Source organism: Nonomuraea terrae, from assembly GCF_004348995.1.
Lineage (GTDB): Bacteria > Actinomycetota > Actinomycetes > Streptosporangiales > Streptosporangiaceae > Nonomuraea > Nonomuraea terrae.
Genome location: NZ_SMKQ01000092.1, coordinates 1 through 20459 on the forward strand (window position 1 = coordinate 1; position 20459 = coordinate 20459).

18 protein-coding genes are annotated in these 20459 nt (G+C 72.9%); 11 read left to right on the forward strand and 7 right to left on the reverse strand.

What is annotated here, in order from left to right:
- The coding region (locus tag E1286_RS25945; RefSeq protein WP_132616347.1) for an MFS transporter at positions 1-857 on the reverse strand (857 nt) is incomplete at its 3' end.
- Positions 858-916: 59 nt separating this feature from the next.
- On the opposite strand from E1286_RS25945, the gene E1286_RS25950 reads away from it, so the two are divergent.
- The 9 genes from E1286_RS25950 to E1286_RS25990 all read left to right on the forward strand — a co-directional run bounded on the left by E1286_RS25950 (position 917) and on the right by E1286_RS25990 (position 10877).
- Positions 917-1906: an ArsR/SmtB family transcription factor gene (locus E1286_RS25950; RefSeq protein ID WP_246075154.1), complete on the forward strand. Its 990-nt coding sequence runs from the start codon at positions 917-919 to the stop codon at positions 1904-1906.
- A gap of 82 nt (positions 1907-1988) precedes the next feature.
- Complete coding sequence (locus E1286_RS25955) at positions 1989-2954, forward strand: sugar-binding transcriptional regulator (RefSeq protein WP_132616349.1); 966 nt, start codon at positions 1989-1991, stop codon at positions 2952-2954.
- Between the two features lie 133 nt (positions 2955-3087).
- Complete coding sequence (locus E1286_RS25960; protein ID WP_223190373.1) at positions 3088-4173, forward strand: ABC transporter substrate-binding protein; 1086 nt, start codon at positions 3088-3090, stop codon at positions 4171-4173.
- A 7-nt stretch (positions 4174-4180) separates the two neighbouring features.
- Complete coding sequence (locus tag E1286_RS25965; RefSeq protein ID WP_132616351.1) at positions 4181-4972, forward strand: ATP-binding cassette domain-containing protein; 792 nt, start codon at positions 4181-4183, stop codon at positions 4970-4972.
- Positions 4973-5073: 101 nt separating this feature from the next.
- Positions 5074-6297 (forward strand): sugar ABC transporter permease, encoded by a 1224-nt coding sequence (locus E1286_RS25970; protein ID WP_132616353.1) that lies wholly within the window; start codon positions 5074-5076, stop codon positions 6295-6297.
- Positions 6297-7778, forward strand: a complete 1482-nt coding sequence (locus E1286_RS25975; protein ID WP_132616355.1) for an FGGY-family carbohydrate kinase — start codon at positions 6297-6299, stop codon at positions 7776-7778. The genes E1286_RS25970 and E1286_RS25975 overlap by 1 nt, the downstream gene beginning before the upstream one ends.
- Positions 7775-9262: an FGGY-family carbohydrate kinase gene (locus E1286_RS25980; protein ID WP_132616357.1), complete on the forward strand. Its 1488-nt coding sequence runs from the start codon at positions 7775-7777 to the stop codon at positions 9260-9262. The genes E1286_RS25975 and E1286_RS25980 overlap by 4 nt, the downstream gene beginning before the upstream one ends.
- Positions 9259-9873, forward strand: coding sequence for a histidine phosphatase family protein (locus E1286_RS25985; RefSeq protein ID WP_132616359.1), 615 nt, complete (start codon positions 9259-9261; stop codon positions 9871-9873). The genes E1286_RS25980 and E1286_RS25985 overlap by 4 nt, the downstream gene beginning before the upstream one ends.
- Before the next feature lie 11 nt (positions 9874-9884).
- Positions 9885-10877 (forward strand): 2-hydroxyacid dehydrogenase, encoded by a 993-nt coding sequence (locus tag E1286_RS25990; RefSeq protein WP_425464771.1) that lies wholly within the window; start codon positions 9885-9887, stop codon positions 10875-10877.
- Here the strand turns inward: E1286_RS25990 and E1286_RS25995 are convergent.
- The 4 genes from E1286_RS25995 to E1286_RS26010 all read right to left on the reverse strand — a co-directional run bounded on the left by E1286_RS25995 (position 10856) and on the right by E1286_RS26010 (position 16236).
- Positions 10856-11647, reverse strand: coding sequence for an AMP-binding protein (locus E1286_RS25995; RefSeq protein WP_132616361.1), 792 nt, complete (start codon positions 11645-11647; stop codon positions 10856-10858). The genes E1286_RS25990 and E1286_RS25995 overlap by 22 nt on opposite strands.
- A 314-nt stretch (positions 11648-11961) precedes the next feature.
- Positions 11962-14316 carry an ATP-binding protein gene (locus tag E1286_RS26000; protein ID WP_132616363.1) on the reverse strand — a complete coding sequence of 785 codons (2355 nt, stop codon included), beginning with the start codon at positions 14314-14316 and terminating at the stop codon, positions 11962-11964.
- 72 nt (positions 14317-14388) lie between these two features.
- Positions 14389-15840 (reverse strand): penicillin-binding transpeptidase domain-containing protein, encoded by a 1452-nt coding sequence (locus E1286_RS26005; RefSeq protein WP_132616365.1) that lies wholly within the window; start codon positions 15838-15840, stop codon positions 14389-14391.
- Positions 15841-15876: 36 nt separating this feature from the next.
- Complete coding sequence (locus E1286_RS26010; RefSeq protein ID WP_111178900.1) at positions 15877-16236, reverse strand: MerR family transcriptional regulator; 360 nt, start codon at positions 16234-16236, stop codon at positions 15877-15879.
- A 92-nt stretch (positions 16237-16328) separates the two neighbouring features.
- Here E1286_RS26010 and E1286_RS26015 point away from each other — a divergent pair, with 92 nt between their 5' ends.
- A complete protein-coding gene (locus tag E1286_RS26015; RefSeq protein WP_132616367.1) occupies positions 16329-17252 on the forward strand; it encodes an aldo/keto reductase in 924 nt (307 codons plus the stop codon).
- A gap of 6 nt (positions 17253-17258) precedes the next feature.
- Here E1286_RS26015 and E1286_RS26020 read toward each other — a convergent pair whose 3' ends face one another.
- Both E1286_RS26020 and E1286_RS26025 read right to left on the reverse strand, forming a co-directional pair.
- Complete coding sequence (locus tag E1286_RS26020; protein ID WP_132616369.1) at positions 17259-17882, reverse strand: TetR/AcrR family transcriptional regulator; 624 nt, start codon at positions 17880-17882, stop codon at positions 17259-17261.
- Between the two features lie 34 nt (positions 17883-17916).
- Entirely contained in the window at positions 17917-18813 is an 897-nt protein-coding gene (locus tag E1286_RS26025; RefSeq protein ID WP_132616371.1) for a coiled-coil domain-containing protein, read from the reverse strand.
- Positions 18814-19007: 194 nt separating this feature from the next.
- On the opposite strand from E1286_RS26025, the gene E1286_RS26030 reads away from it, so the two are divergent.
- A complete protein-coding gene (locus E1286_RS26030; protein ID WP_132616373.1) occupies positions 19008-20441 on the forward strand; it encodes an aldehyde dehydrogenase in 1434 nt (477 codons plus the stop codon).
- Positions 20442-20459 lie beyond the last annotated feature (18 nt).

The following is a 20459-nucleotide window of genomic DNA, read 5'->3' on the forward strand; positions in this document are numbered from 1 at the left end:
CCCACCGCCATCCCGCCCGCCGCCGCGGCCAGCACGACGCCCGCCTCCCCTTCGCCTCCCAGGTACGGCACCACCATGGCCTCCGCCCCGGCCATGCACACGCACGGCAGCCAGCAGGCCAGCAGCAACCCGCGCACCGGCCCGTCGGCCAGCAGTCGCCGGTTGACGCGCAGCGTCTGGCGTACGGCCCCCGGCCCGGCCGCGCCTGCCTGACGTACCGCCCCTGGACCGGCCGCTCCTGCCGGACGTACCGGACCGGGCCCGGCAGCGCCCCGTGCCGGCTGGTACGGCAGCCCCGACCGCAGCACCGCGGCGGCCACGACGGCCATCGCGGCCGTGGCGGCCAACGCCGACGACGGGCCCGCGAAGGCCAGGAACGCGCCGCCGGCCGCCATGCCCGCGATCTGCGCCCCGGCCGACACCATGGTGAGCACCGAGCGGCCCAGCACGAACGCGTCCCCGGGCAGCACCTCGGGCAGCATGGCGTTGCGCGCGGCGAGGAAGACCGGCGAGAACAGCCCCGTGGCCACCACCAGCGTCAGCATCGCCCACACCGGCAGCCCGGCGTAGGCGAGCAGCAGGCACGTGACCGCCCTGACCAGCTCCCCGGCCACCATCAGCCCGCGCGCCGGGATCCGGTCGGCCAGCGAGAGCAGCAACAACCCACCCAGAAGGTACGGGAGCCACCCGGCCATGTAGGCGGCGGCCGAGAGGCCGGGCGACCCGGTCTGGGTGTACACCAGCACCGACAGGGCCAGCATCTTGATCTGGTCGCCGCCGATCATCAGCGCGAAGCTGCCGAACAGCACGCGGAACTCCTTGACGGCGAACACCTCGCCGAACGTCGCACCTTTCATGGACCCGATGCTGCGGCCACCCTCTGCCCCGGAGCGAGTTATTCGGATATAACCGAAAAGTGCAGGTGACGATCGAGGTCGTCCCCCAGGATCTGGTGGCGAGCAGGTTCGCGATCTCCCCGTTGATCGAGACCATGCACGCCCAGTGGGTGCTCGCCGGGCGCTACCGCGTGGGCGCGCACCGGGAATGGGCGGCGCGGTGGCGGGAGACGTACCGGGGGCTCGTGCGGCAGTACCCCGTGCTGCGGGCCGCGGCCGTGATCAGCGGCAACAAGGGGGCGGACAACGTCGACTTCATCGCCCCTCCCCCGACGGCGGTGGACGTGCCGTTCGAAACGGAGCTGGCCGCCATGCGGGCGACGCCGCCGGAGCTGGCGCACGCGGAGATCACCAGGGTGCTGGCCGAGCGTCCGCCGGCGGCCGAGTGGGTGCGGGACCTGTTGCTGGGGCCCGACGTGGTGGAGTTGTTCGCCGAGGCGTACGCGGCGGTCTGGACGGAGATCCTCTCGCACGACTGGCCGCGCTTCCGCGCGGTCCTGCAGCGGGACGTGGCACAGCGGGCCGGGCGGCTGGCCGCCTACGGCTGGCAGGCGGCCCTGGAGGACCTCGGGCCGCAGGTCCACTGGCGAGCCGGAGGGCGGATCGAGATCGGGGCGGCCTCGGCCGGACGGGTCCACCGGCTCGGCGGGAAGGGGCTGCTCTTCCTGCCGTCGGCGTTCATGGGCGAGATCGCCGCCTATCTGGACGACGCCTGGCCGTACGCGTTGATCTACCCGGCGCGGGGCACCGCGGCGCCGCCGCCCGCGCCGGGTGGCGGGCTCGCGGCGCTGATCGGGCGTAGCCGCGCGCGCCTCCTCGTCGAGCTGGCCGAGCCCGCCACCACCACCCAGCTCGCCGCCCTGCTCGGGCAGAGTCCTGGGACGACGAGCGAGCACCTGACGGCGCTGCGCCGGACGGGCCTGATCGTCGGGACCCGCGTCGGCCGCGGCGTCCTCTACACCCGGACCCCCCTGGGTGACGCCTTGATCACCGGTTACCCTGCCGCCTGAAGACATCGAGAACTGCGTCGGACCGCCGAATCGCGCATATCATCGATTGCGCATCGGTTCAGCACAAGTGTTCAGGAGTGCCATGAATGCCGCCGACGTCGCACCAGAGACGCAGGCCCGGTTCCCCCACGAGCTGATGTACGCGGCGGCACAGCAGTACTACCTGGAAGACGCCACCCAGGGCGACATCGCCAAGCGACTGGGCGTCAGCAGGGCCACCGTCAGCCGCCTGCTCACGGAGGCCCGCAAGCAGGGCATCGTCGAGATCAAGGTGCACAAGCCGGCCTCACTGGAGGACGGCCCGCTGGCCGCCGACGTGGCGCAGGCGCTCAACCTGCGCCGCGTCTACATCGTCCCCAAAGTGAGCGGCCCCGCCCTCGGCCCCTGGCTGGCCCCGGCCCTGGCCCGCGCGCTGGCCACCACCGGCCTGCGCTCGGGCGACGTCGTGCTGGTCTCCTCCGGCACCACGGTCTACGAGTGCGCCCGCGAGGGCCTCGGCCAATACCCGGGCGTCACGATCGCGCCCGCCGTCGGCGGCCAGGAGGAGCCGCAGCCCTGGTTCCAGACCAACGAGACCACCCGCATCCTGGCCGAACGCGTCGGCGGCGTGCCCGCCTACCTGTACGCCCCCGCACTGCCCGGCCCCGAGCTGTTCGCCTCGCTGCAGCACGAGCCGTCCGTACGCCGGGTGATGGACCTGTGGGCGCAGGCCAAGGCCGCGATCGTCGGCGTCGGCTCCGCCCCGCTGATGCGCCAGATGACGCCCTCGCTCATGCCTCGCGACGCCGAGAGCCTGCGCCGGGCCGTGGGCGACGTGTGCATGCGGGTCTACGACCGCGACGGCGCCCCGGTGACGTACCCGGGGAGCGAGCGGCTGGTCGCCACCCAGCTGGAGGAGCTGCGGCGCATCCCGCACACGATCGCGGTCGCCGTCGGCGCGGAGAAGGTGCTCTCGATCGTCGCCGGCGCCAGGGGCGGCTACTTCAACCAGCTCGTCACGGACACCCCGACCGCGGAGGGCCTGCTCGCGGCCGCGCACCAAATCTGAACACTTTTGCTGGACAAAGTTTCTCACCCCGCGCTACCGTGAGCCGCACCACAGGATGTGCCTGCTTGTGAGGTATGTCCGTGTCTCGGGGGGGCTGCGTCATGATCCCCAGTAGCGAGTGAGGAATGAACCCGTGAACAGAGCGAAGATGCGGACCACCGCGCTGGCCGCAGTGGCAGTGCTCGCAGGCTCGGCGCTGGCGGCGTGCGGCTCCGGTTCGACCGCGGGCGGCGGCACCGGCGGTGGCGGCGACCTGGAGAACGCCAAGGTCGCCTTCCTCATGCCCGACCTCGCCTCCACCCGGTACGAACTCCAGGACAGGCCCCTGTTCGAGGCCAGGATGAAGCAGCTCTGCCCGAGCTGCGAGGTCATCTACCAGAACGCCGACTCCGACGCCGCCAAACAGCAGCAGCAGGCCAACTCGGCGCTCGCCCAGGGCGTCAAGGCCATCGTCATCGACCCGGTCGACTCCGCCGCCGCGGCCACCATCGTCAAGACGGCCCAGTCGCAGCAGGTGCCGATCATCGCCTACGACCGGCCGATCCCGGCCACGCCCGCCGACTACTACATCTCGTTCGACAACGAGAAGATCGGCCAGATGATCGCCCAGTCCCTGGTCGACCACCTCAAGGCCGAGAACGCCGAGGGCGGCATCCTCCAGGTCAACGGCTCCCCCACGGACGCCGCGGCCGGGTTGATCAAGAAGGGCATCCACAGCGCGGTGGACCCGAGCGGCTTCAAGCTGCTGGCCGAGTACGACACCCCCGACTGGCAGCCGGAGAAGGCGCAGACCTGGGTCAGCGGCCAGATCACGCAGTTCAAGGACCAGATCGTCGGCGTGGTCGCGGCCAACGACGGCACGGGCGGCGGCGCGATCGCCGCGTTCAAGGCCGCGGGCGGGGACGTGCCGCCGGTGACCGGCAACGACGCCGAGGTGGCCGCCGCGCAGCGCATCATCGCGGGCGACCAGTACAACACGATCTCCAAGCCGATCAAGATCGTCGCGGAGGCCGCCGCCAACGTGGCCTGGGACTTCATGCAGGGCAAGAAGCCCGCCGGCAAGGCCACGCTCTACGACACGCCCTCCGAGCTGTTCGTCCCCACGGTCGTGACCAAGGAGAACATCAAGGAGGTGCTCTTCGAGAGCGGCATCATGAAGGCCGCCGACGTGTGCACCGGCGAGTACGCCGCAGGCTGCGACGAGCTCGGCATCAAGTAGGAGCAAGATGACCGTTCTGTCCCTGCGCGGCATCAGCAAGACCTTCGGCGCGGTCGCCGCGCTCACCGACATCGAGCTCGACGTCGACGCGGGCGAGGTCCTCGCCGTCGTGGGCGACAACGGCGCGGGCAAGTCGACGCTGGTCAAGATCCTTTCGGGCGTGCATCCCCCGGACTCGGGCACGGTCACGTTCGAGGGGCGCGAGGTGGCGATCACGAACCCGTCCGCCGCGCAGAAGCTCGGCATCGCCACCGTCTACCAGGACCTGGCCCTCTGCGAGAACCTCAACGTCATCCAGAACCTGTTCCTCGGCCACGAGATCCGCCCGCTGCGGCTGAACGAGGTGGCCATGGAGACGCGGTCGTGGGAGCTGCTCCGCCAGCTGTCGGCGAAGATCCCGAGCGTACGGGTGCCGGTGGCCGCGCTGTCGGGCGGCCAGCGGCAGACGGTCGCCATCGCCAGGTCGCTGCTCGGCGACCCCAAGATCATCATCCTGGACGAGCCCACCGCCGCGCTCGGCGTCGCCCAGACGGCCGAGGTGCTCAACCTGGTCGAGCGGCTGCGCGAGAACGGCCTGGGCGTGATCATGATCAGTCACAACATGGCCGACGTGAAGGCCGTGGCCGACACCGTGGCGGTGCTGCGGCTCGGCCGCAACAACGGAGTGTTCAAGGTGAACGACGTCTCCACCGAGGACATCATCGCCGCCATCACCGGCGCCACCGACAACGTGGTCTCCCGCCGCGCGGCCCGTGAGGGGGCGGCGGGTCACACGCCGCAGGAAGGACGGTCGTCGTGACCACCCGCGAAGAGGACGCGAGGGAGCGGCGGGAGCGCGGCGACCGGAGCGGGGGTAGGCGGCGACGTCAAGGCGACCGAGCCGCCGAGCGGAGTGAGGCCATGAGCACAGACCTGCAGGACGAGCGGTTGCGCAGCCGTGACGGCGTGCGCGGGGTCGTCTCCGACATCGTGGACCGGGCGCGCGGCGGCGACCTCGGCGTCATCCCGGTCGTGGTCGGTCTCGTGGTGATCTGGACGGTCCTGCAGATCCTCAACCCGATCTTCCTGTCCAGCGCCAACCTGGTGAACCTCACCCTGGAGTCCGCCGCCGTCGGCGTCATCGCGCTCGGCATCGTCTGCGTGCTGCTGGTCGGCCAGATCGACCTGTCCGTCGGCTCGGTCAGCGGCCTGTCGGGCGCGGTGCTCGCGGTGCTGTTCGTCGGCGAGGGGCTGCCGGTCTGGCTGGCCATCGCGGCCGCCGTCGTCATGGGCGCGGTCGTCGGATGGGTGTACGGCCAGCTGTTCAACCGGTTCGGCGTGCCCAGCTTCGTGATCACGCTGGCCGGCCTGCTCGCCTTCCTCGGCCTGCAGCTGTACGTGCTCGGCACCAAGGGGTCGATCAACCTGCCGTTCGACTCGGGGCTGGTGAACTTCGCGCAGCTGGCGTTCGTGCCGGCCTGGCTGTCGTACACGCTGGCCGTGGTCGCGGCGGTCTGGTTGTTCGTCAGCGGCTACCTGCACGCGCGCGAGCGGCGGCGGGCCGGGCTGTCGGCCCGCGGCACGTCGGTGCTGGCGGTGCGCAGCGCCGCGCTGCTGGTCGTGCTGGCGTTCGTGGTCTGGTACCTGGGGCAGACGCGCGGCGTCGGCTGGATGTTCGTCTTCTTCGTCGCGCTGGTGCTGATCATGCACTACCTGCTGTCGCGGACGAAGTGGGGCCGCGCCGTCTACGCCGTGGGCGGCAACGTGGAGGCCGCCCGCCGGGCCGGCATCAACGTCAAGGCCGTCTACACCTCGGTGTTCGTGCTCTGCTCGACGTTCGCCGCGGTCGGCGGCATCCTGGCCGCCGCCCGGCTCGCCGCGGCCAACCAGAGCAGCGGCGGCGGCGACGTCAACCTCAACGCGATCGCGGCGGCCGTGATCGGCGGGACGAGCCTGTTCGGCGGGCGCGGCACGGCGTTCGGCGCGCTGCTCGGCATCATCGTGATCCAGTCCATCTCCAGCGGCCTGACCCTGCTCAACCTCGACTCCTCGATCCGGTTCGTGGTCACCGGCGTCGTGCTGCTGCTCGCCGTCGTCGTCGACTCCGTGTCGCGGCGGTCGCGGACCTCCCACGGCAGGGCCTGATGGGCGTCATCTGCGTCGACGCCGGGACCACGGTCATCAAGGCGGTCGGCTACGACGACTCCGGCGCGGAGGCGGCCGTCGCCCGGCGCGAGACCGTCGTGTCGCGGCCCGCGCCCGGCCACTGCGAGCAGGACATGGCCGCCGTCTGGGACGCGGTCGCGGCCACGGTGCGCGAGGTCGCGGCCCAGGTGGGCGGCGCGGATGTGGTGGCCGTCACCGCCCAGGGCGACGGGTGCTGGCTGGTCGGCCCCGACGGCGAGCCGACCGGCCCCGCCATCCTCTGGAACGACGGCCGGGCGGCCGGCACGGTGGACGCCTGGACCCGCCAGGGGGTCGCGGCGACGGCCTTCCGCCGCAACGGCTCCTCGGCGGCGTCCGGGCTGCCGCACGCCATCCTGACGTGGCTGAAGGAGCACGACCCCGAGCGGCTCGCCCGGTCCCATGCCAACCTGACCTGCGGCGGCTGGATCTTCTCCCGGCTGACCGGGGAGCTGGTGGCCGACGAGTCCGACGCCTCGGCGCCGTTCATGGACCTGCGGGCGCGGGCGTACTCGCCGGAGCTGCTGGGCCTGTTCGGGCTGGAGTGGGCCGAGCGGCTGCTGCCGCCGGTCCGGCCGTGCCCGGTCGCCGGTCTGACCGCGACGGCCGCCACCGCGCTGGGCCTGGCCGCCGGGACGCCGGTGGTCATGGCGCCGTACGACATCGCCTCGACGGCGCTCGGCGCGGGAGCGGTGGAGCCGGGGCAGGCGTGCGCGATCCTCGGCACCACGCTGAGCACCGAGGTCATCGTGGACTCCCCCAGCCTGGACGGCGAGCCGACCGGCATCACCATCGCGCTGCCCGGAGGCTACCTGCGGGCCTTTCCCACGTTCGCGGGCACGGAGGTCGTGCAGTGGACGTGCCGCCTGCTGGCTCTGGCCGGCCCGGCCGAGCTGGGCGAGCTGGCCGAGCGGGGCGAGCCGGGGGCGGGCGGCCTGGCGTTCCTGCCGTACCTGTCGCCGGCCGGTGAGCGGGCGCCGTTCTCCGACCCGCTGGCCAGGGGGGCGCTGCTGGGCATGTCGTTCGAGCACCGCCGCGAGGACGTCGCCAGGGCGGTGTTCGAGGGGCTGACCATGGTGATCCGCGACTGCCTGACGGCCACCGGGGCGGCGCCCACGGAGCTGCGGGCGTGCGGCGGCGGCGCGGCCAGCGGCTTCTGGCTGCGGCTGATCGCCGACGTGACCGGCCTGCCGGTACGCCGCTCGGCCGACGACGAGGTCGGCGCGAGGGGGGCCTACCTCGTCGGCCTGGCCGCCACCGGGGCGGCCCCGTCCGTCGCGGCGGCGGCCGGGCGGCACGTACGCCTGCGCGACGCGGTCGAGCCCGACCCCGCCCGCCGGGAACGCTACGACCGGCTGTTCGCCGACTTCCTGACTTTGCGCGACGGCGCCGCGGACTCGTGGCCGCTGCTCGCGCAGATGCGTACGAGAGGCCGTACATGAGCGTGTGGATCGGCATCGACCTGGGCACCCAGAGCGTGCGCGCGCTGGCCGTCACCGGCGAGGGGCGGGTGCTCGGCACCGGCAGCCGCCCGCTGACCAGCCACCGCGACGGCCCCCGCCACGAGCAGGACCCGCAGCAGTGGTGGAGCGCGCTGGCGGCCGCCACCCGGGAGGCCCTGCGCGACGTGCCCGCCGGCCGGGTCGAGGGCGTGGCGGTGGACGCGACATCTGGCACGATCCTGCTCACCGACGCCGGGGGCGACCCGCTCACCCCGGCCCTGATGTACGACGACCGGCGCGCCGACGCGACCCGCGTCAACGAGGCGGGCGCGCACGTGTGGGATCGGCTCGGCTACCGGCGCATGCAGCCGAACTGGGCGCTGCCGAAGCTGCTGTGGCTGCTGCCGGACGCCCCGGCGGGCGCGCGGCTGGCCCACCAGAACGACTTCGTCAACCGGCGCCTGACCGGGCACGACGTGGCCACCGACCTGTCCAACGCGCTCAAGACCGGCGTGGACCTGATCGAGGAACGCTGGCCGATGGAGGTGTTCGACGCGCTGGGCGTGCCCGCGGGGATGCTGCCCGACGTCGTCCGGCCCGGCGCCCGCCTCGGCGAGGTGTGCGCGGCGGCGGCCGAGGAGACCGGCATCCCGGCGGGCACCCCGGTCGTCGCCGGCACCACGGACGGCTGCGCGGCCCAGCTCGGCGCGGGCGCCCTGCTGCCCGGCAACTGGAACTCGGTGCTCGGCACCACGCTGGTCCTGAAGGGCGTCACGAAGCAGCTGATCCACGACCCGCTCGGCGTGGTCTACTCCCACCGCGCCCCCGACGGCTCCTGGCTGCCCGGCGGGGCGTCCAGCACGGGCGCCGGCGTCCTGACCCGCGACCTGCCCGGCCGCGACCTGGACCTGCTCAGCACGCAGGCCGAGGCCCGCTACGGCGGCGGACGCGGCTTGGCGGGAGGGCTTCCCGCGCCCGTGCCGCCCGCGAGCTCGGGCGGGCCACTGCCGCCCGCCGTCACCTACCCGCTGGTCTCGCGCGGCGAGCGCTTCCCGTTCGCGGCCCCGGAGGCCGAGGGCTTCACCCTGGGCGAGCCGGCCGACGACGTCGAGCGCTACGCGGCCGTTCTGCTCGGCGCCGCCTTCGTCGAACGCCTCTGCTTCGACTACCTCGACCTGCTGGGCGCCCCGGTGGACGGGGAGATCACCCTGACCGGCGGCGCGACCAGGAGCCCGTACTGGACGCGGCTGCGGGCGGACGTCCTGCGGCGGCCGGTCACGCTGCGCGAGAACGCCGAGCCCGCGCTGGGCATGGCCGTCCTGGCGGGCGGCGACCCGGCCCGCATGATCAGGACGCGCGCCGTGGTCGAGCCGTCGGGCGCCGACCTGCGGGAGCCGTACCTTCGTTTCGTCGCCGAACTGGAAGAGCGGGGCTGGCTGGACGCCGGAGCCGCCGCGCACGCCCGTGAGAGGACCACCCGATGACCGACCTCGTGCTCGTCCGCCACGGCGAGACGGCGTGGCACGCCGAGAACCGCTACGCAGGGAGCAGCGAGGTCGAGCTGACCCCGCGCGGCCACGAGCAGGCCGACCAGCTGGCCGACTGGGCGGCGGGGGCGGGCCTGGCGGCCGTGTGGGCGTCCACGCTCAGCCGAGCCAGGATCACCGCCGCCGCGAGCGCCGCCAAGGCAGGTGTGGAGCTGCAGGTGGACGCCCGGCTGCGCGAGCTCGACTTCGGCGAGGGCGAGGGCCTCACCTCCGCGGAGATGAAGGCCTGCTTCCCCGAGGCCAGGACCGCCTTCGAGGCCGACCCCGCCGCCAACCCGCTGCCGGGCGGCGAGGACCCGCACGCGGCCGCCGACCGGTTCGTCGCCGCGCTGTGCGACATCCACTCCGTGCATCCCACGGGCCGCGTCCTGGTGGTCGCGCACACGACCGCCATCAGGCTCGCCCTGTGCCGGCTGATCGGGGTGCCGCTCGGCGAGTACCGGCGGCTGTTCCCGCGTCTGGACAACTGCGCCCTGACCGAGCTGCGCTTGAGCATCGGGCAGGTCGCGATGCTGCAGTACAACTCCCCGATTGGAGTCGTTCGTTGACCATCCGAGTCTTGGCCGCAGGCGACCACTTCGTCCAGAACCGGCTGTTCGTCGAGGCGCTCAGGCGCGAGGTCCCCGGCGAGCTGGACATCCGTGAGCTGACGCTCCCGTGGCCGCTGGTGCCGTTCGGCAAGGTGGGCGAGGTGGACGAGGCCTCCGACGTGGAGGACGAGCTGATCGAGGCGCTCGACGGCGTCGAGGTCTGCGTGACCCAGATGGCGCCGTTGACCAGGCGGGTCCTGGAGGCCAGCCCCGGGCTGCGGCTGTTCTGCGTGAGCCGGGGCGGGCCGGTCAACGCCAACCTGGAGGCCGCCACCCGGGCCGGGGTGGCGGTGACGTTCGCGCCGGGCCGCAACGCGGTGGCCACCGCCGAGCACACCCTCGCCATGCTGCTGGCCGCCACCCGCCGGATCCCGCAGACGCACGGCGACCTGGCCGGGGGCGTGTGGCGCGGTGACTACTACACCTACGACAACGTCGGCCCGGAGCTGGAGGGCAACACCGCCGGCCTGATCGGGTACGGCGCCATCGGCCGCCGCGTGGCCCGCATGCTCGAAGGGTTCGGCGCGGAGGTGCTGGTCTACGACCCGTACGTCGACGTGCCGAACCGGGTGGAGCTGCCCGAGCTGCTCGAACGCTCCCGCTTCGTCTCCCTGCACGCCCGCGCCACCCCGGAGACCGCCGGCATGATCGGCGCCGGGCAGATCGCCGCCATGCCGCGCGGCTCGGTGCTGGTCAACTGCGCCCGCGGCGCGCTGCTCGACTACGACGCGCTGTGCGACGCGCTGGATTCCGGCCACCTGTTCGGCGCCGCGGTGGACGTCTTCCCCGAGGAGCCGATCCCGCCGGGCTCGCGCCTGCTCACGACCCCGAACCTCATCATGACGCCGCACCTGGCCGGGGCCAGCAAGGAGACGGCGATGAAGGCGGCCTCGATCGTGGCCGCCGACGTGGCCCGCTACGTGCGCGGCGAGCCACTCTCTCACCTGGCGAACCCCTCCTGACCGACCCGCTCCAGCGCCCCGTCCGGGCCCGTCACCACGGTGACGCTGAAGTCGTACGCGGTGCCGGGCAGGTCGGCGTCGTGGGCCGCGACCACCAGCGCCCCCTTGGAGACGCCGAGGCCGACCAGGGCGATGAGGTCGCAGCCGCCGTCGGGCAGCCACGTGGTCAGCACCACGTCGGACTCGGCCAGGCGTACGGGGACGTCGATCTCCGCCATCCGGCCGACCAGGTCGGCGTGGGACAGGCGACGGCCCTCGGCGAGCAGCAGGGCGTCCTGGCGGCGGGCGTCGAGCGTGGGCAGCGCGGTCGGCTCCAGCGTCAGCAGGCCGCGGAAGTCGATCGTGTCGAGGGCCGGGCCGAGCGAGACGACCTGCCGCACCCGGGACTCCTCCGCGGCGAGCACCGCCGTGCGCGCGAGGTCGGGGGTGGTGATCAGGGTGCGGGCGTCGCACGCGCGCAGCCGTTCGGCGATCTCGTCGGGGCCGAGCCCTGGGTCGATCGGCGCGGCCACCCCGCCGGCCGCCACCACCGTGTGGACCGCCAGTGTCTGCGCGCCCACGGTGGAGACGTGCACCCCCACCACCTGGTCGCGCCGGGCGCCCCTGCGGACGAGCCCGGAGGCGGCCCTCGTCACCTCGGTGACCAGCCGCCGGTAGCCGTAGACGTGGCCGCCGCGCAGGTCGATGAGGGCCGGACGGTCGCCACGCTCGTAAGCCCGGCGGAACACCTCATGGATCACGGTGCCGGTGGACGAGGCGGTGGGTTTCATGCCCGCCAACGTATGGCCGCACGGGCGGCCCCAGCATCCACCGATGTATGTAGGAGACTGTGCATTCGCCCGAGCTCTGGGCGGGCCCGAGCCCTGCGCGACTCGAGCCCGCTGTCACGCGCCCGGAGCCGGACCCCCACCCCTCCGAGGAGGCCCAGCCCCACGGGGACGCGTGACGTCCCCGGTGGATCCTCCGCCCCGTGCGGCGCGGCCGATCGCCGGAAGAAACGCTAGGGGTGCACGGCCTCCTCGCGCATGCGCTGACATGGCCATTCGACGATGTACGCGGCCACGCCCCGCCATGTGTAGAGAGGTCACCTCCCGCCGATGACCCATGCGGCGATCTGTGTACGCGTGGAGAAGCCCAGCTTGGCCAGGATGTTGGCCACGTGGCGGGCCACGGTCGCGGGGCTGATGACGAGTTCGTCGGCGATGGCCCGGTTGCTCAGGCCGCGGGCGACCAGCCCGGCGATCTCGCGTTCCCTGGCGGTGAGCCTGCTCTCCTGGCTGACCGGCACGACCGGCTCGGGCGGCGGCTCGGGCAGGTCGCCGTCGAGGGCGCAGGCCACTGCCTGGTCCACGGTCAGCGCGCCGCCCTCGGCCCACAGCAGCCCCGTCACGGCCTCGCCCAGGGCGGCCCTGGCCGGCCGCAGCACCTCCTCGGTGCGGGCGTCCGGCTGCCGCCCGCCGAGCGTCACCGAGGCCGCCGCCAGCAGGACCGCCCGCCGGTGGTCGCCCTCGGCAGCGACCAGGCTCGCCCACGCCTCCAGCCGCCGGGCGATGCTCGCGCGCAGCCCCGCGTCTCGGCTGAGCACCAGCGCCTCGGTCAGCCTGGCCCTGGCCTGCGCGAGGTCGCCCTGGCCGAGCGCCACCCGGCCGAGCCCGGCCAGGCAGCTCACGGTGTGCTGGCGGGCGTCGACGTGCCGCAGCAGGCGCAGCGCCGCCTCGTAGTGGCGCCGGGCGGTGGCCGGGTCGCCGCAGCGCCGGGCCACCTGCGCCAGGCCGATGTGGTCGGAGGCCTGCCCGTAGTGGTTGTCGAGCTCCTCGTCGATCGACAGGGCCTCCTCGAACGCCCGCCGCGCCTCGTGCAGCCGGCCCTGGTGCAGGGCGGCGCGCGCCCTGGCGCCCTGGGCCAGCGACTCCAGGATGAGGTCGCCGCACTGCCTGGCCGCTTCCAGCGCGCGCTCCACCACCTGCTGCTCGCCGGTGAGCCGGGCCAGCACCACCGTGCCCGCGGCCTCGCCGTAGGCGTCTCCGGCGGCGGCGCACAGGTCGAGCCCGGCGCGTACGTGCCGCAGCGCCGGCTCCAGGTCGCCGGCCGCCAGTGCCAGCTCGCCGCGCACGATCTGGGCCTGCCCGTGCAGCGCCCGCGGCACCCGTGGCGAGCCGAGGGCGAGCAGCCGGTCGAGCCGCTCGGCCATGTCGAGCTTGCGCCCGCTGCCGATCAGCACGAACCGTACGTCGACCAGCAGGCCGAGCGCGGCCTCCGGCAGCCCGGCGGCGATCGACCAGTCGCAGGCGGCGCCCATCTCGGCCTTGAGCCCGTCGATGAGGTTGATGTGCCGCTCGACCACCGGCCACGACGTGCGCGCGCCCGGCGCCAGCGTCTGCCTGAACCGGTTGGCGAGCCCGGCCATCGCCAGCAGGTGGCGGCGCCGTACGTCGGTCTCCTCGCCGGACTCGGCGAGCTGCTCCAGCGCGTATTCGCGGACGGTCTCCAGCAGCCGGTAGCGGGCCTGGCCGGCGATCTCACCGTCGAGGACGACGAGCGACTTGTCCATGAGGTCGCAGAGCCTGGGCAGCACCTCCGGCTCGGCGAGGCCGGGGCCGGAGCAGACCGCCTCCGCCAGGTCGAGTGTCCACGCCGAGCGGAAGGCGGCCGTACGGCGCAGCAGCAGGCGTTCCTGCGGGGTGAGCAGGCGGTAGCTCCAGTCGACGGCGGCCCAGAGCGTGCGGTGGCGCGGCGGAGCCGTACGGGGACCGCCCCGCAGCAACCTCAGGCGGTCGTCGAACCGCTCGACGAGCTGCCCCACCGACAGGAACCGCACCATGGCGGCGGCCAGCTCGATCGCCAGCGGCAGCCCGTCGAGCGCCCGGCAGAGCTCCACGACGAGCGGAGCGGTCTCGCCGGTCAGCTGGAACCCGGGCCGCACGGCCACGGCCCTGGCCACGAACAGCCGCACGGCCTCGCTGTCGACGCCGTCGACCGACAGCGGCGGCACCCGCCACACCGTCTCGCCCGGCACGCGCAGCGGCTCGCGGCTGGTGGCCAGCACGCTCACCGACGGGCAGGCGCCCAGCAGGTCGCGGCAGAGCTCGGCGCACTCGGCCACGACCGGCTCGCAGTTGTCGAGCACGAGCAGCACGCGCCGGTCGCCGACCGTCTCGGACAGCTCGCCCGCGATGCCGAGCGCGGCGGCGGCGTGTCCTCTGACCCCGCCCTTCTCCACGTCGGCCAGCTCGACCAGCCAGACGCCGCCGGGGTGCTCGGGGGCGATGCGGGCGGCCAGCCGCAGGGCCAGCCGGGTCTTGCCGATGCCGCCGGCGCCGTACAGGGTCACCACCCGCGAGACGCGCATCAGGTGGGCGAGCTCGTCGACGTCGGACTCACGGCCCACGAACGCGTTCGGCTCGGCCGGCAGGTTGCTGAATTCGGCGGATCGCAGCATCACTGTGAGTGTGGCATCAACTACGCCGCGCGCCCAGACGTCGGCGGCGAAGAAGTCTCCCTCGGACGAGTCTCAGGAGAGCGCCGCCTCGATGATCGCGCGGGCGACGGGCCCGACCGCCGGGGCGCGTTCCCCGGCGTCCTCCAGGACGACGCCGACCGCCACCTCCGGCGCGTCGGCGGGCGCGAAGGCGGTGACCAGCGCGTGCCGTTCCGTCCCCGGCGCCTCCCGCGTGACGGCGGTCCGCGCGGCGACCCGCACGCCGGGCACGGCCACCTGCGTGCCCCCGCCGCGCCGCACCGTCGTCATCATCAGCGCCAGGTACTTCGCCAGCGTCGGCGGCACCGCCGTCCGGTACGGCACGGGGTTGGCCCGGTTCATGACGGACCCGTCCGGCAGCCGGACCTCCTGCACCAGGTACGGCCGCATCAGCACCCCGTTGTTGGCCACCGCGGCCGACATCATGGCGACCATCAGCGGCGTCACCCGGCTCTCGTGGCGGCCGATGGCGGTCAGGGCCGTCTGCGCCCGGTCCATCGCGACCGGGTACCGGCTCGGCGTCGCCGGCAGCGGGATCGTCAGGTCGCGGGCGTTGAACCCGAACGCCTCTGCCTGGTCCCTGAGCAGGTCCTGCCCGAGCTGGAGCCCGATGCCGGCGAACGCCGTGTCGCACGCCTGCTGGAAGGCGTACAGCAGGGTCGGCCGGCCGTTCCCGCACGGGCGGTCGCCGGCGTTGCGGACGTACGTCGACGTGCCCGGCAGCCGCAGGCGGGCGGGCGCGTTCACGGTCGCCGTGGGCGTGTACTCGCGCGAGGCCAGCGCCGCCGCCGTGGTGACCAGCTTGAACGTGGACCCCGGCGGATAGAGCCGGTCGAGAGCCCGGTTGACCAGCGGCCGCTCCGGGTCCCCGCGCAGCCGCCCGGTCACCCTGGCCAGCCGCTCCCGGTCGAACGTGGCCAGCACGTTGGGGTCGTACGTCGGGTAGGTGGCCAGCGCGAGGATCGCCCCGGTCGCCGGGTCGACGGCCACCGCCGCCCCCGGCACCCCCGTCGCCTTGAGGCTCTGGTAGGCCGCCCACTGCACCCGGTCGCTGATCGTCAGCCGGACGTCGGCCCCCTCGACGGCGCCGTCCCTGACCAGCGACCGGACCTTGACCCTGGCGTCCTGCCCGGACAACACGCCGTCCTCCGCCTGCTCGATGCCCGTGGCGCGGTGCAGCGAGAGGTGGCCGGTGACGGCCGCGTACAGCTCGCCGTGCCGGTAGACGCGGCGGTAGCGGTAGGGGCCGCCGCGGTCGAGCCGGCTGGTCGCGACGGGTGTGCCGTCGTAGGTGAGGATGTCGCCGCGCGGGTGGTCGTAGCGGGCGATCAGGGGGCGTTCGTTCCTGGGGTCGGAGTTGAGCGCGCGCGAGCCGAACGCCTGGATCACCGTGACGTGCCCGAGCAGGACGAACAACATCACCGCGCAAACCCTGGCGACGTGGCGCAGCGGCACGTTGATCCGCCTCGCCCTCGATCCAGCCATGCACCTCGGTCTAACAACCGCGGCGCAAAGACACGGCTAGAGGACGCTGCGGTAGTAGGAAATCTTGTTCCGGATGTAGCCGCGCCGCGCGGCGAGGTTGTCGATCTGCGCCTGGACGTGCTGCTCGTGCTCCTCCAGGAGCTTGATGCGGTCGGGGATCGTGTGGTCGCCGGCGCGGGACAGCTCGGCGAAGCGCAGCATCTGCGCGATCGGCATGCCGGTGTCGCGCAGGCAGCGGACCATGCCGAGCCAGCTGAGGTGCTCCTCACTGAACCTGCGCTGCCCGGACGAGTTGCGCTCGACGGGCTCGAGCAGGCCGATCTTCTCGTAGTACCGCAGGGTGTCGAGGGTGAAGCCGGTCTCCTCGACGACCTCCGCCGGGGTGTACACGCTCATGCGCCCAAGAATCCCACCTGGAGCGGGCTCCAGGTCAACTCGAATTCGGGGGGCTTGACATGGAGTGGACTCCAGCTCCCAGCATCTGGCCCATGAACATCGCACTCGGCACGATTCCGTTCGGCACCACCGTCGGCATGGACGACACGTTCGCGATCCTCGACCGGTTCCACGAGGCCGGCGGCACCATGCTCGACACGGCCGACAACTACCCGTTCTGGGTCGAGGGCCGCTCGGGGGACGAGAGCGAGCTGGCCATCGGCGCGTGGCTGGCCGCCCGCGGCAACCGGGACGAGATCTTCATCAGCACGAAGGTCGGCGCGCGGCCGACCGTCCCCGGTGACACGACGCTGGACTCGGCGGAGGGCCTGTCGGCGCCGGTGATCGCCAAGGCCGCCGAGGACAGCCTGCGCCGGCTCGGGACGGACCGCATCGACCTGTACTGGGCGCACGTCGAAGACCGTTCCGTGCCCCTGGAGGAGACCCTGGGGGCGTTCGACGAGCTGGCCAGGGCCGGCAAGGTGCGCGGCATCGGCGCCAGCAACGTGGCCGCCTGGCGGCTGGAGCGGGCCAGGAACGTCTCGGCGGCGCACGGCTGGATCCGGTACACGTATGCGCAGCTGCGCCACACGTACCTGCGGCCGCGGCCGGGCACGCGGCTGCCGGAGACGGGGCACAGGCTGGTGACCGACGAGACGCTCGACTACCTGGCCGCCGAGCCGGACCTGACGTTGTGGGCGTACAACACGCTGATGTTCGGCGCGTACACCAGGCCGGACCGGCCGATCGGGGAGATCTACGACCACCCGGGGACGACCCGGCGGCTCGCCGTGCTGGGCGAGGTCGCCGGTGAGCTGGGCGCCACCCCGAACCAGGTGGTGCTGGCCTGGCTGATGGCCGGCGGGATCGTCCCCATCGTCGGCGTCTCCACGCTGGCGCAGCTGGAGGAGGCCATCGGCGCGACCGAGGTCACGCTGGACGACGAGCTGCGCGCCCGCATGGACGCCGCCTGCTGAACGGCGTCACGGCAGGTGGTCGGCGAGGTAGCGGCGGACGAGCTGCTTGCACTCGGCGATGAGCTCCGGGTCGCCCGCGGGGGCGGCCCTGAAGGCCAGCTTGAGCACGGCGTCCGCGGCCTCGACGGCGACCAGGAGCGCCCGGTCGAGCCCCGGGCCGGCGGGGGCGCCCAGGAGCTCGCGCGTCAGGACGCGCAGGCGCTCGGCGACGACGACGTTGTTCTCCTGGGTGTCGTCGAGCGTCCACCTGGCGCCGTCGGGGCCGGTGAGCACCGCGCCGAAGTCGACCGCCCCGAACCCGGGGGTGGCGCGCTTCATGGCGACGAACTCGTCGACGGCCAGGTCGACCAGGCCGGTCCAGTGGCCGAGACCGGCCGACGGGATGCGCTCGCTGATCCGCTGGAGGAACGCCTCCAGGTTGCGCCAGGCCAGCGCCCGGACCAACCCCTGCTTGTCGGGGAAGAACTGGTAAAAGGTGCCGATCGGCACCCCGGCCCGGCGGGCGACCTCTTTCGTGGTCAGCGCGTCGTAGCCGGCCTCGTCGAGCAGGAGCGCGCACTCGTCGAGCATGCGCTCCACCCGTTCGGCACTCCGGCGCTGGGCGGGGCGGCGGCGCAGGGTCTGGGTCATGACCTCCATCCTGGCCCATGCCCGGCCGGCGGGGTCAGAAGACCGACACGTGCACGTGGTCGTAATGGTTGGCGGTCACGCCGCCGCGGTCGGACATCGGATCCCAGCCGCCGCCCGACCGGATGTCGTAGTAGCGCTGTTTCCAGATGATGTACATGACGCCGATCCTGGCGCCGTTCTTGATGAGCCAGGCGGCCAGCGCGTCGCCGGTCGCGGCGTCGTTCCCCGTGGCCATCCGGCCGCCGCTGGACATCATGAAGTCGCAGGCCCGGCCCTTGCCGTGTTCGCCCGGGTCGCCGGGGCGAAGGCAGCCGACGCCGTAGCGCATGGGGAAGTTCTGCATGATCTCGGCGCGTACGGCGACCATGCGCGGAGTCAGGCCCTCGGAGCCGCCGGGCTGCTGGAAGCCGTACTTGGCGAGCAGGCGCTCGATCTCCTTGCGCTTGCTCTGCAGCTTCTTGATCTCCTGGCGCAGCTTCTCGATCTTCTCGTTGGCGTTGAGCTTCGCCTCTTTGGAGTCGTCGATCAGCTTCTGGATGTTCCTGACCCGCTGCGCGCGCTCCTCGGCCATGTAACTCATGTTGGCCGCCTGCCCCAGCACCTTGTAGGGGTCGGTGGCCGGGGCGATGATCTGCAGGCCGTCGAGGGGGCCGACCATGTAGGCGGTCTGGGCGATGCGGGCGACCTCGCCCTCGGCCGCCCTGAGCCTGGCCTCCAGGTCGCCGGAGGTGTCGGTGGCCTTCTTGGCCTGGATCCTGATCTCCTCCAGGCTCTGGATCTGCCCGCGGTAGCGCTCGTTGAGCTGGGTCGCCTGTTTGGTGAGTTTGCGCAGCTCGGTGATAGTGGGGTCGGCTGCCGCCGGACGAGGGGACGACAGTCCGAGCAGCCCGGCGAGGACGGCGACAAGAACGGCGAAGCGCCCGATCCTCACACCCGTCCCCTCCCCTCATAGACGGACCGAAACTATAGAAGATGATCTTGATTTCTGTCACCCGAACCCGGGAAGTCCCGCACCTTTGGCGAAGTTTGCCCGACTTTGCGGGGGCCGACGTCCCTTGCGCCTCCGGACAGAACATGGTTCGGTCGCCTTGACAGCAAGCATTCGGCCAGCAGGAGGCTCACGACATGCGCCAGCACGACAAGCTGTTCATCGGGGGCGAATGGGTGAACCCAGCGGGTACCGGCACGTTAGACGTCATCTCCCCCCACACCGAGGAAGTCGTCGGCCGCGTGCCTGACGGCACCGCCGAGGACATGGATCGCGCGGTCGCCGCCGCACGGGAGGCGTTCGACCACGGGCCGTGGCCGCGGATGACGTTCGCCGAGCGGGCCGAGGTGATCGCCCGCCTGGCCGCGATCTACAACGAGCGCCAGAGCGAGATGGCGCAGCTCATCACCGAGGAGATGGGCTCGCCGATCACCTTCTCCAACCTCGCGCAGGCACCCCAGCCGCTCGGCATGCTGCAGTTCTACGCCGAGCTCGGCAGGACGTTCGAGCAGGAGGAGCAGCGGCAGGGCGTGTTCGGGCCGATCACCGTGCGCCGGGAGCCGGTGGGCGTGGTGGCGGCCGTGGTGCCGTGGAACGTGCCGCAGTTCGTGACCATGACGAAGGTGGCGCCCGCGCTGCTGGCCGGGTGCACGATCGTGCTCAAGCCGGCGCCGGAGACGCCGCTGGACGCGTACCTGCTGGCCGAGTGGGCGGCCGAGGCGGGCGTCCCGGCGGGCGTGTTCAACGTCGTGGTGGCCGGGCGCGAGGTCGGCGAGCACCTGGTCTCGCACCCCGGCGTGGACAAGGTGGCCTTCACCGGCTCGACGGCCGCCGGCCGGCGTATCGCGGCCATCTGCGGCGAGCAGCTCAAGCGGGTCAGCCTGGAGCTCGGCGGCAAGTCGGCCGCGATCGTCCTGGACGACGCCGACCTGGCCTCCAGCATGGGCTTCCTGGCCATGGCCTCCCTCATGAACAACGGTCAGGCGTGTGTCGCCCAGACCCGCATCCTCGCCTCCCGCAACCGCTACGACGAGGTCGTGGACGCGGTCGCCGGCATGGTCAAGGCGCAGGCCGTCGGCGACCCCGCCGATCCGGCGACCGGCATCGGCCCGCTGGTGGCCAAGCGCCAGCAGGAGCGCGTGGAGGGCTACATCAAGATCGGCATGGACGAGGGCGCCAAGGTCGTCGTCGGCGGCCTCGACCGGCCGTACGACAAGGGCTGGTACGTCGCCCCCACCGTCTTCGCCGGCGTCTCCAACGACATGCGCATCGCCCGCGAGGAGATCTTCGGCCCGGTCCTGGCCGTCATCCCGTTCGAGGACGAGGCCGACGCGATCCGCATCGCCAACGACAGCGACTACGGCCTGGCCGGCACCGTCTGGACCGCCGACCCGGAGCACGGCATGGACGTCGCCCGCCAGGTCCGCACCGGCACGTACGGCGTCAACTGCTTCATGCTGGAGACCAACGCGCCCTTCGGCGGCTACAAGGCCAGCGGCGTCGGCCGCGAACTCGGCCCCGAAGGACTGAGCGCCTACCTGGAGTACAAGACCATCTCGCGGCTCGGTTAGCCCCCGCCGCGCCGAGGG

Coding starts and splice junctions, on each gene's coding strand:
- E1286_RS25955 (WP_132616349.1), top strand. CDS start 1,989: ATGAATGCCGCCGACGTCGCACCAGAGACGCAGGCCCGGTTCCCCCAC.
- E1286_RS25965 (WP_132616351.1), top strand. CDS start 4,181: ATGACCGTTCTGTCCCTGCGCGGCATCAGCAAGACCTTCGGCGCGGTC.
- E1286_RS25970 (WP_132616353.1), top strand. CDS start 5,074: ATGAGCACAGACCTGCAGGACGAGCGGTTGCGCAGCCGTGACGGCGTG.
- E1286_RS25975 (WP_132616355.1), top strand. CDS start 6,297: ATGGGCGTCATCTGCGTCGACGCCGGGACCACGGTCATCAAGGCGGTC.
- E1286_RS25980 (WP_132616357.1), top strand. CDS start 7,775: ATGAGCGTGTGGATCGGCATCGACCTGGGCACCCAGAGCGTGCGCGCG.
- E1286_RS25985 (WP_132616359.1), top strand. CDS start 9,259: ATGACCGACCTCGTGCTCGTCCGCCACGGCGAGACGGCGTGGCACGCC.
- E1286_RS25995 (WP_132616361.1), bottom strand. CDS start 11,647: ATGAAACCCACCGCCTCGTCCACCGGCACCGTGATCCATGAGGTGTTC.
- E1286_RS26000 (WP_132616363.1), bottom strand. CDS start 14,316: ATGCTGCGATCCGCCGAATTCAGCAACCTGCCGGCCGAGCCGAACGCG.
- E1286_RS26005 (WP_132616365.1), bottom strand. CDS start 15,840: ATGGCTGGATCGAGGGCGAGGCGGATCAACGTGCCGCTGCGCCACGTC.
- E1286_RS26010 (WP_111178900.1), bottom strand. CDS start 16,236: ATGAGCGTGTACACCCCGGCGGAGGTCGTCGAGGAGACCGGCTTCACC.
- E1286_RS26015 (WP_132616367.1), top strand. CDS start 16,329: ATGAACATCGCACTCGGCACGATTCCGTTCGGCACCACCGTCGGCATG.
- E1286_RS26020 (WP_132616369.1), bottom strand. CDS start 17,882: ATGACCCAGACCCTGCGCCGCCGCCCCGCCCAGCGCCGGAGTGCCGAA.
- E1286_RS26030 (WP_132616373.1), top strand. CDS start 19,008: ATGCGCCAGCACGACAAGCTGTTCATCGGGGGCGAATGGGTGAACCCA.